Raw genomic sequence first — 13269 nt, 5'->3', positions numbered from 1 at the left:
TTATGCCAAAGAAAGTAAGCCCTGGCGTTCAGGCATTGAGAGATGTAGTTGAAAAGGTTTACAGAGAACTGCGGGAAGCCAAAGAAAGAGGAGAAAAAGTAGGCTGGTCCTCTTCCAAGTTCCCCTGCGAATTGGCTGAATCTTTCGGTCTGCACGTAGGTTATCCTGAAAACCAGGCTGCTGGTATCGCTGCCAACCGTGACGGCGAAGTGATGTGCCAGGCTGCTGAAGACATGGGATACGACAACGATATCTGCGGGTATGCCCGGATTTCCCTGGCTTATTCCGCCGGCTATCGGGGTGCCAACAAGATGGATAAAGATGGCAATTATGTCATCAATCCCAACAGCGGCAAACAGATGAAAGATGAAAACGGCAAGAAGGTCTTCGATGAAAACGGCAAACCCGTAATCGACCCCAAGACCCTGAAACCGTATCCGACCGTTGATAACATCTACGAAATCGCAGCCCTGCCCGAAGGGGAAGAAAAGACCCGCCGGCAGAATGCCCTGCATAAATATCGTCAGATGACCATGCCTCAGCCGGACTTCCTGCTGTGCTGCAACAACATCTGCAACTGCATGACCAAATGGTATGAAGACATTGCCCGTCGTCATAACATTCCCCTGATCATGATCGATGTTCCCTACAACGAATTCGACCATGTAAACGAATCCAACGTGAAATACATCCGTGCCCAGCTGGATACGGCCATCCATCAAATGGAAGAAATCTCCGGCAAGAAGTTCGATGAAGACAAATTCGAACAATGCTGCCAGAACGCCAACCGTACGGCCAAGGCATGGTTGAAGGTCTGCGATTACCTGCAATACAAACCGGCTCCGTTCAACGGATTCGATCTGTTCAACCATATGGCCGATGTAGTAACCGCTCGTGGCCGTGTAGAAGCTGCTGAAGCTTTCGAACTGCTGGCCAGCGAACTGGAACAGCACGTCAAAGAAGGCACCACCACGGCTCCGTTCAAAGAACAGCATCGTATCATGTTCGAAGGTATCCCCTGCTGGCCGAAACTGCCGAACCTGTTCAAACCGCTGAAAGCCAACGGCCTGAACATTACCGGTGTTGTGTATGCGCCTGCTTTCGGATTTGTATACGACAACCTGGATGGTCTGGTGAAAGCATACTGCAAAGCGCCTAACTCCGTCAGCATCGAACAGGGTGTTGCATGGCGTGAAGGCCTGATCCGCGATAACAAGGTAGATGGCGTACTGGTCCACTACAACCGGTCCTGCAAACCCTGGAGCGGATATATGCCTGAAATGCAGCGTCGGTTCACCAAAGACATGGGTATCCCCACTGCCGGGTTCGATGGTGACCAGGCTGACCCGAGAAACTTCAACGCGGCTCAGTATGAGACCCGTGTTCAGGGCTTGGTCGAAGCCATGGAAGCAAATGATGAAAAGAAGGGGAAATAACAATGGCTATCAGTGCACTGCTTGATGAATTCAAACAAATCTCTGCCAGCCCGAAAACCATGCTGGCAAAATACAAAGCCCAGGGTAAAAAAGCCATCGGCTGCCTGCCTTACTATAGCCCGGAAGAACTGGTCTATGCTGCAGGTATGGTTCCCATGGGTGTATGGGGCTGCAACGGCAAACAGGAAGTCCGTTCCAAAGAATACTGTGCTTCCTTCTATTGCACCGTTGCCCAGCAATCCCTGGAAATGCTGCTGGACGGTACCCTGGATGGCCTGGACGGGATCATCACGACCGTACTGTGCGATACCCTGCGTCCTATGAGCCAGAACTTCAAAGTCGCCATGGCCGGCAAGATGCCGGTTATCTTCCTGGCCCATCCGCAGGTCCGTCAAACCGCTGCCGGCCGTCAATTCACCTATGACGCCTACAACGAAGTGAAAGGTCATCTGGAAGAAATCTGCGGTCACGAAATCACCAATGATGCCATCCTTGATGCCATCAAAGTGTACAACAAGAGCCGTCAGGCCCGTCGTGAATTCTGCAAACTGGCCAACGAACATCCGGATCTGATTCCGGCTTCTGCCCGTGCTGCCGTTCTGCGTGCTGCTTACTTCATGCTGAAGGATGAATACACGGCCAAACTGGAAGAACTGAACAAAGAACTGGCTGCTGCTCCTGCCGGCAAGTTCGATGGCCACAAAGTGGTTGTTTCCGGTATCATCTACAACATGCCCGGCCTGCTGAAAGCCATGGACGATAACAAGCTGGTAGTCGCTGCTGATGACTGCGCTTACGAAAGCCGCAGCTTCGCAGTAGATGCTCCGGAAGACCTGGATAACGGGCTGCAGGCACTGGCTGTACAGTTCTCCAAACAAAAGAACGACGTACTGCTGTATGACCCCTCCTATCTGCAGAACACCCGTTCTGAACATGTGTGCCAGCTGGTCAAAGACAGCGGCGCTGAAGGTGTTGTGGTCTTCATGATGCAGTTCTGCGATCCGGAAGAAATGGAATATCCTGACCTGAAGAAGGCTCTGGATGCCCATCACATTCCTCATGTGAAGATCGGTGTGGATCAACAGACCCGTGACTTCGGGCAAGCCCAGACCGCTCTGGAAGCTTTCGCAGAAAGCCTGTAAGCCGATACGAAGAAGGAGCTGTGCAAGCGCAGCTCCTTCTTTTTTTTGAGTCTCTAGTCACTAGTCTCGAGTCTCCAGCGAATGGAAAGGACCTGTCCTATAAGAGACAGGTCCTTTTTATGTGTATTAAAAAATCAGTCCATATTTTTTGGCGTCGGCTGTCAGCTGGTCCCGAAAGGACGGGTGGGCAATGGCAATCAGGGCTTTAGCCCGTTTGTCCAGGGGCTGTCCCCGGAGCCAGGCTGTGCCATATTCTGTAACAACGTAATCCACATCGTTCCGGGAGGTGGAGACGATGGTGCCCGGCCGGAAGGAAAGTACGATCTTGGAGCGAAGGACCTTTTCTCCGGTCCGGCTCCGGGCCGTATAGCAGGAGGGCAGGGCCAGGATGGATTTTCCGCCGGGAGACAGCTGGGCCCCTTCCACGGTTTCTGTCTGGGCTCCCGTAGCACTCCACTGGGTAAACCCCATGGATTCAGCGGCACACTGGCCGGTCAGATCGATTTCCAGGGCGGTGTTCAGGGAGACCATGTTGCGGTTTTGGGCAATGACAGCTGGAGCGTTGGTATAATATCCGCCTTTGATCAGGATGTCCCTGTTTTCGTGGAGGAATTGGTACAGTTCCTGACTGCCGGCAGCAAAGGCTGTGACTGTCTCTCCCGGATGAAAGCCTTTCCGGGAATTGTCCACAGCGCCACAGCGGATCAGTTCCATCAGGCTCTCACTGAACATGCCGGAATGGATGCCCAGGTGCCTGCGATCTTTCAGCCGGATGGCTACCGCATCGGGAATGTGCCCCACCCCCAGCTGAAGGGTGGAACCATCCGGGATCAGTTCGGCGATCCGGGTGCCGATGGCCTGGTCCACGGGCCGCAGGGTCGTTTTCGGCATTTCCGGTACCGGCCGGTCCGTTTCCACAAAAGCCGTCACGGCGGACAGGGGCAGGATGGTATCTCCATGGGTCCGGGGATACCGGGAACTGACTTCCAGCAGGACCAGGGCCCCGTTATCGATGATTTCCCTCTCGAACAGGGCGCTGATGGAAAGGGAAAAATTCCCCTCCGCATCCATGGGGGAAGCCGTAGCCAGCAGTACCGGCCGGCGGCCCTGGGAGCGGAGCTGTTGGAAAGTCTTTCGTACCAGGTTGGTGGAGTACCCGGGAAGGAAAGTGCAGAGCCCCTCCTGATGGGCTTTCCGGGCCGGAGGACTGAAAAACCAGCAGACATGTTCCAGGGTTTCCCGCATGGCCGGATCATGGTACCAGGCCAGATCCCGGGCAGGCATACAGGAATTGAACACCAGGTTTTTCCGCCCCCATTGGTGGAGCAGGGGGAACTGTTCCAAAAGGGTCACCGGTTCAGCCAGTGCCTGGGCGGACAGGATATAATCACCGTCCTGGAGCAGGGAAAGCAACTCCGGGACGGTCTTCTTTTTTTGATTATAGGCGGACAGTAGCGACAAAAGAATGCCTCCTTATAAGATGGTTTGGACGATTTCACGCAATAGATGGATCAGGGGCTCCAATACAGGATCTCCTTCCAGTTCATTCCGGTAATACAGAGTCAGCCAGGGGGCTTCCTGCAGGTTTCCGGTGGCAAAATAGCGGACCGGATGGACTGGGTGCAGGGCCTTCACGTAACAGCTCATGGTAAAGGAAATCCCCAGGCCTTCTGCGGCCAGTCCGAGGGCTGTTTCGATGCTGGCAATCTCTTTGCAGGCTGCGGGTTTCAGACCCTGTTCCAGGAGCCGGTCCTCCTGGTGGCGAATTTGCTGGATGGGACTTTGCAGAAACAGGGTCTCTCCAGAGAGTGCCGCAGGAGGCAAATAGGGCCAGGGCAGGCCTTCCAGAGGACGGGCCTGCTGGCAGCAGGGATTATCGGGCAGCAGGATGGCCAGCAGGGTCTCCTGTTTCAGGCGTACACAGGAAAATTCCGGATCTGGTTTGTCCTGGATGCACAGAATCAGGTCGAACTCACCCCGGCGCAGCGCATCCTTCAGTTCAAAACCGTGGCGATGGTGTAGTTTCAGGTCTACTGGCAGATGGGATTTATGGATGGCGGCCAGGAGAGGAGGCATCAGCAGGGTGGAAAACAGCAAATAGGTGCCGATATGCAGGTCTCTCTGGGAATTCTGCCGCAGGGCTTTCAGCTCTCTGGCCAGTTCTCTGTCCAACTGCAGCATTTTCCGGGCGTAGGATAGAGCCAGCCGCCCGGCTGGCGTCAGCTGGGCTTTGCGGCCCTGCTTCTGGAACAGGGGCTGGCCCATTTCCTGTTCCAGCTTTTTCATGGCGATGCTCAGAGTGGGCTGGGTGATGAACAGAGTCCTGGCGGCCTGATGGAAGCTGTTACAGTCGGCCAGCGTGACCAGGTAGTGGCATTGTTTCAGATTAAAGGGCATAATGGCTTGCCTCCTTAGACTCCTGGAGTTGATTGATTTATTATACCATGGATGCGGAGCCTGCCGGGTAAAATGATAAATAAACTTTATAATTTTGATGAAAAAGAACAATTTGAAAGGATGGATGATCTATCCTACAATAAAATCATCAATCGTGCGGGTATAAAAAAGGAGTGAATGAAATGGAGGCAACAGCCAAATTGAAAGCGGTAAAGAAAGTCAATTTCCCTCATACTTTCATCATCATCTTTGCATTGATCGTGGTGGCGGTCCTTCTGACCTGGATCATTCCGGCAGGGATGTATGATTTTGTCAAAGGACCAGGGGGGAAAAAAGTCCTGGATCCGGCAACCTTCCATTATGTGGCCCAAAGCGGCATCAATCCCCTGAAGATTCCCCTTTACATCATGAAGGCTATGAACAAGCGGATCGATCTGATGATGGTGATCCTGATGGCAGGGGCTGCCTTCCACATCGTGACAAAATCCGGTTCCCTGCAGGCCATCCTGGCCATAGGAGCCAGAAAATTCTCGGATCGGCTTGAAATCTTCCTGCCGGCGTTGACCCTGATCTTCGGCTTGATCTGCACCACCCAGGGTGCCAATACGTTCATACCCTTCGGACCGGTGATGGTGATGCTGGCCATGGCCATGGGACTGGATTCCATCACCGGGGCATCCATCCTGCTGTTGGGCGGGGCCATCGGCTTTGCCACCGGTACCCTGAATATGTATACCACGGTGGTAGCCCAGACTATAGCAGATCTGCCCCTGTATTCCGGACTGTGGTATCGGGCCATCTGTTTCGCAATATATTATGTGATCACCAATATCTACCTGATTCGGTATGCACGGAAAATCAAGGCTGATCCCAAACAGAGTCCCATGTATGATCTGGATCAGGAGACCCGGGCTACCACTGGAGGAATGGATCTGGAAGAAACGGGGAAAATGACCCGTCAGAAAGCGATTCCTCTTGCCTTGCTGGTCCTGACCTTTGGAGTGATCATCTACGGAGCCATTGCTTTGCGCTGGGGCATGGCAGAAATGTCTGCCGGTTTTCTGGTGTATGCGGTGGTAGCTGACTTATTGAGCGGTGCCAGTCCCAATGAAATGTGCAAGGATATCATTGCCGGCAGCAAACAGATGCTGGGAGCCGCCTACATCATCGGTATGGCCACGGCCATCAGCACCATCATGAACGACGGGAAAATCACCTATACCATCGTCCATGCTATGGCTGTCCTGCTGGACGGACTGCCGGCGGGAATCATCGCACCCGGTATGGTGTTGGCCAATACGCTGATCAATGTGTTCCTGACCAGCGGTAGCGGCCAGGCGGTGGCTGTGATGCCCATTATGATCCCTCTGTCCGATGTTTTAGGCGTGACCCGGCAGACAGCCGTACTGGCTTTTAATTTTGGCGATGGCTTCTGCAATTACGTACTGCCCACGTCCACGGCCCTTATGGGGACACTGGGGGTGACCAACATTCCCTATGACCGGTGGATGCGGTTTATGTGGAAACTGTTCCTGATCTGGCTGCTGATGGGGTGCGTCCTGGCTTCTGTGGCCCAACTGATCCATTTGGGGCCCCTGTGATGGAGCTGTACAGAGTCACAAGTGTAAAAGGAGAAGAGAACATGCTGGAACAGCAAATTGACCAGGCAAATGCCTGTGTGGATGAGCAGAAACCGGTCCTGACGAAAATGGCAGATACCATCTTCGATCATCCGGAAATCGGGCCCAATGAATTCTTTGCCGTCCGTCTGCTGACCGATTATCTGACAGCCCACGGATTTCAGGTGGAACAAGGAGTGGGTGGACTTCCTACTGCTTTCCGAGCCATCTGGAAGAACGGGGAGGGAGGACCCAATCTGGGTCTTCTGTGCGAATATGATGCTCTGCCAGGGATGGGTCATGGATGCGGTCACCACATGCAGGGACCGTGTATCCTGGGAGCGGCTGTAGCCATCCAGAAGGCTGCCGGGGCCAAACCTTTCACCCTGACCGTATATGGGACACCGGCTGAAGAAAATCTGAGCGGCAAATACCTGATGATTCAGAATGGCTGTACGTTCGAGGAACTGGATGCAGCGCTGATGATGCATGGGGGACCTGCTACCCAGACCGATATCAAATGCCTGGCCATTGCCAAGTACAATCTGGCCTATCACGGAATCGCAGCACACGCGGCTCTGCAACCGGAGTCCGGACGCAGCAGCCTGGATGCCATGTGCCTGGCCTTCCATGGTATGGAATGTCTGCGGGAACATGTGGCTGACGATGTGCGGCTGCACTATAATATCCTCGATACCGGCGGGACTCCGGCCAATGTAGTTCCCAGCCTGACCCGGGCAGAAATCCTGGTCCGGGCAGATAAAGTCAGTGCCGTACGGGCTCTGATGGTCCGGTTGGAAAAAATCTTTCAGGGCGCTGCTATGATGACGGAGACAAAAGCCGAAATTAAGGTAACGAAAGTGTTGGATAACAAGATTCCCAATCTCCATTTGAATGATCTGCTGATGAAATATGCCCGGATCCTGGGAGCCCCCAACTGCCAGCCCCCTCGCAAGAAGACCGGTTCCACGGACTTTGCCAATGTCATGCACCGGGTGCCGGGGTCCTGCATCCGGGTGGCATTCGTTGAGAAAGGAGCAACGGCCCATTCCCAGGAATTCCTTGATGCGGGGAAGACAACGGATGCCCATAAAGCCATTGTCTATGGGGCGAAAATCCTGGCATCCACGGTATTGGAACTGGTTCACCAGCCAGAAGAACTTCAGGCCATCCAACAGGAATTTAAGGAACGTCTGGCGGAAGAACAGAAATAATGTAAACAAGAAAAATTATCGATTAGACGGAAGAAGCCCTTTCTTCCGTCTTTTTTTCAGGATTGGATCCAGTAGGAAAAGTCTGGAAATGGATGGGAAACCGAAAACTGTAACAGATGTCTTATGAGAATACACATACTGTCTATTGTGTATTTGTCGTTTAAATTGAATGGAAAAACACAATATGTAGTAATTTCCCTTGCGGAAAACGGGAAAGTATTGTATGATAATAAAAGATTTTTCGAAGCCATTTTGAAAACGGCTTTAATAAAATAGTCATTATCGATTAGAGAAAACAAGGGATTGCAGGAAAGGGGAGCGGCTATGAAGGTTATCAAAAGAGACGGCTCTACGGTTTCTTTCGACCGGAGCAAAATCGTCAAAGCCATATCGAAAGCCAACAAGGCTGTGGAGGAAAAGGAACGGCTTCCGCAGGAAGATATCGAAGAGATTGCATCTTTCGTAGAGCATAAGAACAAGAAAAGACTCCTGGTGGAAGATATCCAGGATATGGTGGAAAAACAGATCATGATCCGGGGCCGGTATGAACTGGCCAAGGCCTATATCATCTACCGGTATAACCGGGCCCTGGTCCGCAAGGCCAATACCACGGATGATTCCATCCTGAGCCTGATCAGCAACAAGAACAAGGACGTGATGGAGGAAAACTCCAACAAGAACGCCGTCATGGTCTCCACCCAGCGGGACCTGATTGCCGGGGAAGTTTCCCGCGACCTGACCCGCCGGGTGGTACTGCCGGAAAAGATTTCCCGGGCCCATGACGAAGGGGTCATCCATTTTCACGATGCGGATTACTTCATCCAGCCCATGTTCAACTGCTGCCTGGTGAACCTGGGTGACATGCTGGATAACGGTACGGTGATGCACGGCAAACTGATCGAAAGCCCCAAGAGCTTCCAGGTGGCCTGTACCGTCATGACCCAGATCATTGCCTCCGTGGCATCCGCCCAGTACGGCGGCCAGTCCGTGGATGTGTCCCACCTGGGCAAATACCTGCGGCGCAGCCGGGAAAAATTCAAGAAACGCCTGATCGAGACCACCCATGGGGATCTGCCGGAAGACGAGATGGAAGCCATCCTGGACAGCCGGATGAAGGACGAGCTGGCCAGCGGTGTACAGACCATCCAATACCAGATCAACACCCTGATGACCACCAACGGACAGTCTCCTTTCGTAACCCTGTTCCTGCACCTGGATCCCAAGGATGAGTACATCGAGGAAAACGCCCAGATCATTGAAGAAATCCTGCGGCAGCGTCTGGAGGGCATCAAAAACGAAGTGGGTGTCTATGTGACCCCGGCCTTCCCGAAACTGGTGTACGTGCTGGATGAATTCAACTGCCTGAAGGGCGGCAAGTACGATTACCTGACCAAACTGGCTGTGAAGTGCTCCATCAAACGGATGTACCCGGACTATATTTCTGCCAAGAAGATGCGGGAAATCTACCAGGGCAATGTGTTCTCTCCCATGGGCTGCCGTTCCTTCCTGTCTCCCTGGAAGGACAAGGATGGCAACTACAAGTTCGAAGGCCGGTTCAACCAGGGCGTGGTTTCCCTGAACCTGCCCCAGATCGGCATCATTGCCAATGGCGACGAAGACAAGTTCTGGAAACTGCTGGATGAACGGCTGGATCTGTGCTACGATGCCCTGATGGTGCGCCATAATGCCCTGAAGGGGATCCGCAGCGATGTGAGCCCCATCCACTGGCAGAACGGTGCCATTGCCCGGCTGAAGAAGGGCGAGACCATCGACAAGCTGCTGGAAGGCGGCTATTCCACCCTGAGCCTGGGTTACATTGGCCTGTACGAATGCACAAAGGCCATGAAGGGCGTCAGCCACACCACTCCTGAGGGTGAAGAATTTGCCATGCGGGTGATGAAACGGCTGCGCAAGGCCTGTGATGACTGGAAAGCCAAGACCGGCCTGGGCTTCGCTCTGTATGGGACTCCGGCAGAATCTCTGTGCTATCGATTCGCCCGGATCGACAAGGAACGGTTCGGTACCATCAAAGACATCACCGACAAGGGCTACTATACCAATTCCTATCATGTGGATGTACGGGAACCCATCGATGCATTCAGCAAGTTCAAGTTTGAATCCCAGTTCCAGCCCATTTCCTCCGGCGGCTGCATCTCCTATGTGGAAATCCCCAACATGAAGAAGAACCCCACTGCCATCGAAGACGTGGTCCGGTTCATCTACGACAACATCCAGTACGCCGAATTCAATACGAAATCCGACTACTGCCAGGTATGTGGTTTCGACGGGGAAATCCAGATCAACGACAATCTGGAATGGGAATGCCCGCAATGCCACAACAAGGATCAGTCCAAGATGAACGTGACCCGGCGGACCTGCGGCTACCTGGGTGAAAACTTCTGGAACGTGGGCAAGACCAAAGAAATCAAATCAAGGGTTCTGCATCTGTAAGGAGGCTTTTTCGTGAATTACGCGACCATCAAGAAAGTGGATGTGGCCAATGGCCCAGGCGTACGGGTTTCCCTGTACGTCAGCGGCTGTACCCACCATTGCAAAGGATGTTTCAACCAGGAAACCTGGGACTTCGCATATGGCAAGCCCTTTACCCAGGACCAGTTGAAAGAGATCCTGGAAGACCTGGAACCGGACTACATCCGGGGCTTCTCCCTGCTGGGAGGGGAACCTTTCGAACCGGCCAACCAGGAGGTACTGGTGGGCGTGCTCCGTCATATCCGGGAGCGCTATCCGAAAAAGACCATCTGGTGTTACAGCGGCTATCTGTTCGACCATGACATGCTGGCCGGGAAACTGGGCGATCCAGCCATTACCCGGGAGATGCTGGGGTACTTGGATGTGCTGGTGGACGGGGAATTCGTGGAAAGCAAAAAGAACCTGAACCTGCGGTTCAAGGGCAGCGAAAACCAGCGGATCATCAACGTACCCAGGTCTCTGGAAACGGGCAGCATCGTTTTGTGGGACGGAGAGGAATACGCATGAATGCCAGGGGGTGTGAAAAAATCACACCCCCTTGTTTTGTCCATGATCAGGGGGAAGTGTTGACGGAAGAATTTCCTGTCTGCCAATTTTCAACCAAGTGTAAACAATCCTTCTTTTTTGTTTTCAAATGTTGGGGAAAATGGTACAATGGGCTTGTTGATTTTGGATCATTTTTTCTGATGTTGTATCAATATAGGAGGGGATTTGGATGGACGTATTGGCTATGACGGAAGATGAACTGGAAGCGCAATGTGTGGAGTGGCGCCGGTGGTTCCATGAACATCCGGAAGTGAGCACGAAAGAACAGCATACTTCGGAGAAAATCTTTTCGATCCTGGAGGAACTGGGCCTGGATCCGGTCCGGGGACAGGGCCATTATGGAGTGGCTGCCACCCTCAAAGGCGGAAAACCGGGTCCTATGGTGGCGCTGCGGGCGGATATGGATGCTCTTTCCGTCAAGGAAGATACCGGGTTGCCCTATGCATCCCAGAATCCTGGTGTGATGCATGCCTGCGGCCATGATATCCATATGACCACCCTGCTGGAAACCATCCTGCGGCTGCTGCGCCGGAGGGACGAGATCCAGGGCAGTGTGCGGATCCTGTTCCAGCCTTCGGAAGAACTGGCTCCCACCGGCGGTGCTCGATATATGATTAAGGATGGGTTCCTGAAGGATGTGAAGGCCGTGTTCGGTCTCCATGTTTGGCCCAACTACGTGTGCGGCCAGATCGGCGTGAAACCCGGTGCCATGATGGCTGGTTCCGACCGGATCAAAGTGGTGATCAAAGGGAAGACCTCCCATGCTGGTCATCCCCAGGAAGGCATCGATGCCATTATGGCAGCGGCTGATTTCCTGGAACAGGTAAGCCATATCGTCAGCCGGCGGGTGAGCCCCCTGGCCACGGCCACCATCAACATCGGCACCATCCACGGGGGGTCCCGGTACAATGTGGTGCCCGATGAAGTGACCCTGGAAGGCACCATCCGCACCCTGGACGAAACCAACCGGAAGAACATCCCTGAGTTCATCCAGGGCATCCTGGATGGACTGAAGAAATCTGCCGGGGTGGAGTATGAATTCAATTATTATTATGGCTATCCGGTGCTGGACAACTGGCCGGTACCGGCGAAACTGGTGGCGGATACGGCCCGGCAGGTCCTGGGCGAAAACGGGCTGGCAGCCCATGTGGTACCGGACCTGACGGCCGAAGATTTCGGCTTCTATCTGCAGGATATCCCCGGTTCCTTCCTGTGGCTGGGGTGCGGCACGGAAGGCCAGCCCGTCCACGGCCTGCACAACGCCAAGATGTGCCCCAATGAAAATGCCCTGGTGGTGGGCTCCAAGCTCATGAGCCAGGTGGTGATCAATGCCCTGGATGCGTTGCAGAAGGGCGTGGATTTTACCCAAAAGGACTAAAAGGAGAATTTCAATGAAACTGGCATTTATCGGTGACAGCCTGGTGAGCTGTACCAACGTGACACTGTCCGATACCTGGTATGACATCGCTTCCAGGAAGCGAGGCTTCGAGGTGGTGAATAACGCTGCCGGGGGCAAGCTGACCCTGGTCATGTGGGGGATGTTCAACATGGACGTGGTGGATGAAAAGGCGGACGGCGTATTCATCTGCTGTGGCATGAACGATATCCTGCTGGATGATCCCCTGAGCAAGGTGAAGGAAAACATGGCAGGTACCTTCGACAAGGCGGAAAAGGCGGGACTGGATCCGATCTTCATCGGGCTGCCGCCCCTTACCCGCATCGAGAGCACGGAAAAGGGCTGGCAGCTGCCCAGCGAATTCGAAAAGCACAACGCCGTGCTGAAGGAATACCGGCAGTGGCTGAAGGAAGAAGCAGCCCGCCGGAACCTGCCCACCCTGGATTATGAACAGGTGCTCAGCGACGCGGAAAAGGCCGCTGGCCACTCTGTGTTCGAAGACGGGCTCCATCCCACACCGGAAGGGTACCGGGCCATTGCCGATGCCTTTGTGGCTCTGCTGGATGAGACCCAAAAGGACAAGGCATGACCCGGGATCCCAAGGCACCGGTGATCATGACCCGGTCGGTGATGCTGAAAATGGCCAACTCTGCCGGGAATCTCTTCGGAGGCACCTTGATGGGCTGGATGGATGAAGTGAGCGGCATTGCAGCCCACCGGTTTACCTGGACAAGGGTGACTACGGCTGCGGTGAAGGCCATGAATTTTTACGTGCCCATCCCCTATGGCACGGTCCTTCAGCTGGAGGGACGTGTGGTCCGGGTGGGGCATACCTCTCTGGATGTGGCAGTGACAGCCTGGCTGGAGCCGGAACAGGAAGACCAGGAACTCATTCGGGCAGCGGATGCCCTGTTTGTGTATGTCTCTCTGGATGAAAAAGGAAAACCGAAAAAAATAGAGCGGACGCTGTAAACAAGGAGCTGTGATCAATCACAGCTCCTTGTTTCTATTAACCTCCAGGTTTCATCC

General features: G+C 53.8%; 11 protein-coding genes. 9 read left to right on the top strand and 2 right to left on the bottom strand.

The window, feature by feature from the left end; genetic code table 11:
- Positions 1-2: 2 nt before the first annotated feature.
- Together hgdA and hgdB are read left to right on the top strand one after the other, a co-directional pair.
- The gene (hgdA, locus tag BQ5462_RS02555; RefSeq protein ID WP_071141880.1) at positions 3-1436 is read left to right on the top strand and encodes a (R)-2-hydroxyglutaryl-CoA dehydratase subunit alpha; all 1434 of its coding nucleotides are present in this window, start codon (positions 3-5) and stop codon (positions 1434-1436) included.
- Positions 1437-1438: 2 nt separating this feature from the next.
- Entirely contained in the window at positions 1439-2578 is a 1140-nt protein-coding gene (gene hgdB, locus BQ5462_RS02550; protein WP_071141879.1) for a (R)-2-hydroxyglutaryl-CoA dehydratase subunit beta, read from the top strand.
- A 126-nt stretch (positions 2579-2704) separates the two neighbouring features.
- Here hgdB and BQ5462_RS02545 read toward each other — a convergent pair whose 3' ends face one another.
- Together BQ5462_RS02545 and BQ5462_RS02540 are read right to left on the bottom strand one after the other, a co-directional pair.
- The gene (locus BQ5462_RS02545; RefSeq protein WP_083378043.1) at positions 2705-4039 is read right to left on the bottom strand and encodes an acetyl-CoA hydrolase/transferase family protein; all 1335 of its coding nucleotides are present in this window, start codon (positions 4037-4039) and stop codon (positions 2705-2707) included.
- Between the two features lie 12 nt (positions 4040-4051).
- A complete protein-coding gene (locus BQ5462_RS02540; RefSeq protein ID WP_071141877.1) occupies positions 4052-4975 on the bottom strand; it encodes a LysR family transcriptional regulator in 924 nt (307 codons plus the stop codon).
- Positions 4976-5157: 182 nt separating this feature from the next.
- Here BQ5462_RS02540 and BQ5462_RS02535 point away from each other — a divergent pair, with 182 nt between their 5' ends.
- From BQ5462_RS02535 to BQ5462_RS02505, 7 genes are all read left to right on the top strand, one after another.
- Complete coding sequence (locus BQ5462_RS02535; RefSeq protein ID WP_071141876.1) at positions 5158-6576, top strand: YfcC family protein; 1419 nt, start codon at positions 5158-5160, stop codon at positions 6574-6576.
- Between the two features lie 41 nt (positions 6577-6617).
- Positions 6618-7808 (top strand): M20 family metallopeptidase, encoded by a 1191-nt coding sequence (locus BQ5462_RS02530; RefSeq protein WP_071141875.1) that lies wholly within the window; start codon positions 6618-6620, stop codon positions 7806-7808.
- Positions 7809-8132: 324 nt separating this feature from the next.
- Positions 8133-10259, top strand: a complete 2127-nt coding sequence (gene nrdD / locus BQ5462_RS02525) for an anaerobic ribonucleoside-triphosphate reductase (protein ID WP_071141874.1) — start codon at positions 8133-8135, stop codon at positions 10257-10259.
- Between the two features lie 12 nt (positions 10260-10271).
- Entirely contained in the window at positions 10272-10805 is a 534-nt protein-coding gene (gene nrdG, locus BQ5462_RS02520) for an anaerobic ribonucleoside-triphosphate reductase activating protein (protein ID WP_071141873.1), read from the top strand.
- A gap of 208 nt (positions 10806-11013) precedes the next feature.
- Complete coding sequence (locus BQ5462_RS02515; RefSeq protein ID WP_071141872.1) at positions 11014-12222, top strand: M20 metallopeptidase family protein; 1209 nt, start codon at positions 11014-11016, stop codon at positions 12220-12222.
- Positions 12223-12235: 13 nt separating this feature from the next.
- Positions 12236-12829 carry a GDSL-type esterase/lipase family protein gene (locus BQ5462_RS02510; RefSeq protein WP_071141871.1) on the top strand — a complete coding sequence of 198 codons (594 nt, stop codon included), beginning with the start codon at positions 12236-12238 and terminating at the stop codon, positions 12827-12829.
- Positions 12826-13212 (top strand): acyl-CoA thioesterase, encoded by a 387-nt coding sequence (locus BQ5462_RS02505; RefSeq protein ID WP_071141870.1) that lies wholly within the window; start codon positions 12826-12828, stop codon positions 13210-13212. Before BQ5462_RS02510 ends, BQ5462_RS02505 begins: the two co-directional genes overlap by 4 nt.
- Positions 13213-13269 lie beyond the last annotated feature (57 nt).

The sequence above is a fragment of the Acidaminococcus timonensis genome (assembly GCF_900106585.1).
GTDB classification, from domain to species: Bacteria; Bacillota; Negativicutes; order Acidaminococcales; family Acidaminococcaceae; genus Acidaminococcus; species Acidaminococcus timonensis.
The sequence above is the reverse complement of the archived record's forward strand: the minus strand, read 5'-3'. Positions and strand labels throughout refer to the sequence as shown.

Excerpts from the sequence above, each read along its gene's own strand:
- hgdA (WP_071141880.1), top strand. The coding sequence starts at position 3 with ATGCCAAAGAAAGTAAGCCCTGGCGTTCAGGCATTGAGAGATGTAGTT.
- BQ5462_RS02535 (WP_071141876.1), top strand. The coding sequence starts at position 5,158 with ATGGAGGCAACAGCCAAATTGAAAGCGGTAAAGAAAGTCAATTTCCCT.
- BQ5462_RS02510 (WP_071141871.1), top strand. The coding sequence starts at position 12,236 with ATGAAACTGGCATTTATCGGTGACAGCCTGGTGAGCTGTACCAACGTG.
- nrdD (WP_071141874.1), top strand. The coding sequence starts at position 8,133 with ATGAAGGTTATCAAAAGAGACGGCTCTACGGTTTCTTTCGACCGGAGC.
- BQ5462_RS02540 (WP_071141877.1), bottom strand. The coding sequence starts at position 4,975 with ATGCCCTTTAATCTGAAACAATGCCACTACCTGGTCACGCTGGCCGAC.
- BQ5462_RS02505 (WP_071141870.1), top strand. The coding sequence starts at position 12,826 with ATGACCCGGGATCCCAAGGCACCGGTGATCATGACCCGGTCGGTGATG.
- BQ5462_RS02530 (WP_071141875.1), top strand. The coding sequence starts at position 6,618 with ATGCTGGAACAGCAAATTGACCAGGCAAATGCCTGTGTGGATGAGCAG.
- BQ5462_RS02515 (WP_071141872.1), top strand. The coding sequence starts at position 11,014 with ATGGACGTATTGGCTATGACGGAAGATGAACTGGAAGCGCAATGTGTG.
- hgdB (WP_071141879.1), top strand. The coding sequence starts at position 1,439 with ATGGCTATCAGTGCACTGCTTGATGAATTCAAACAAATCTCTGCCAGC.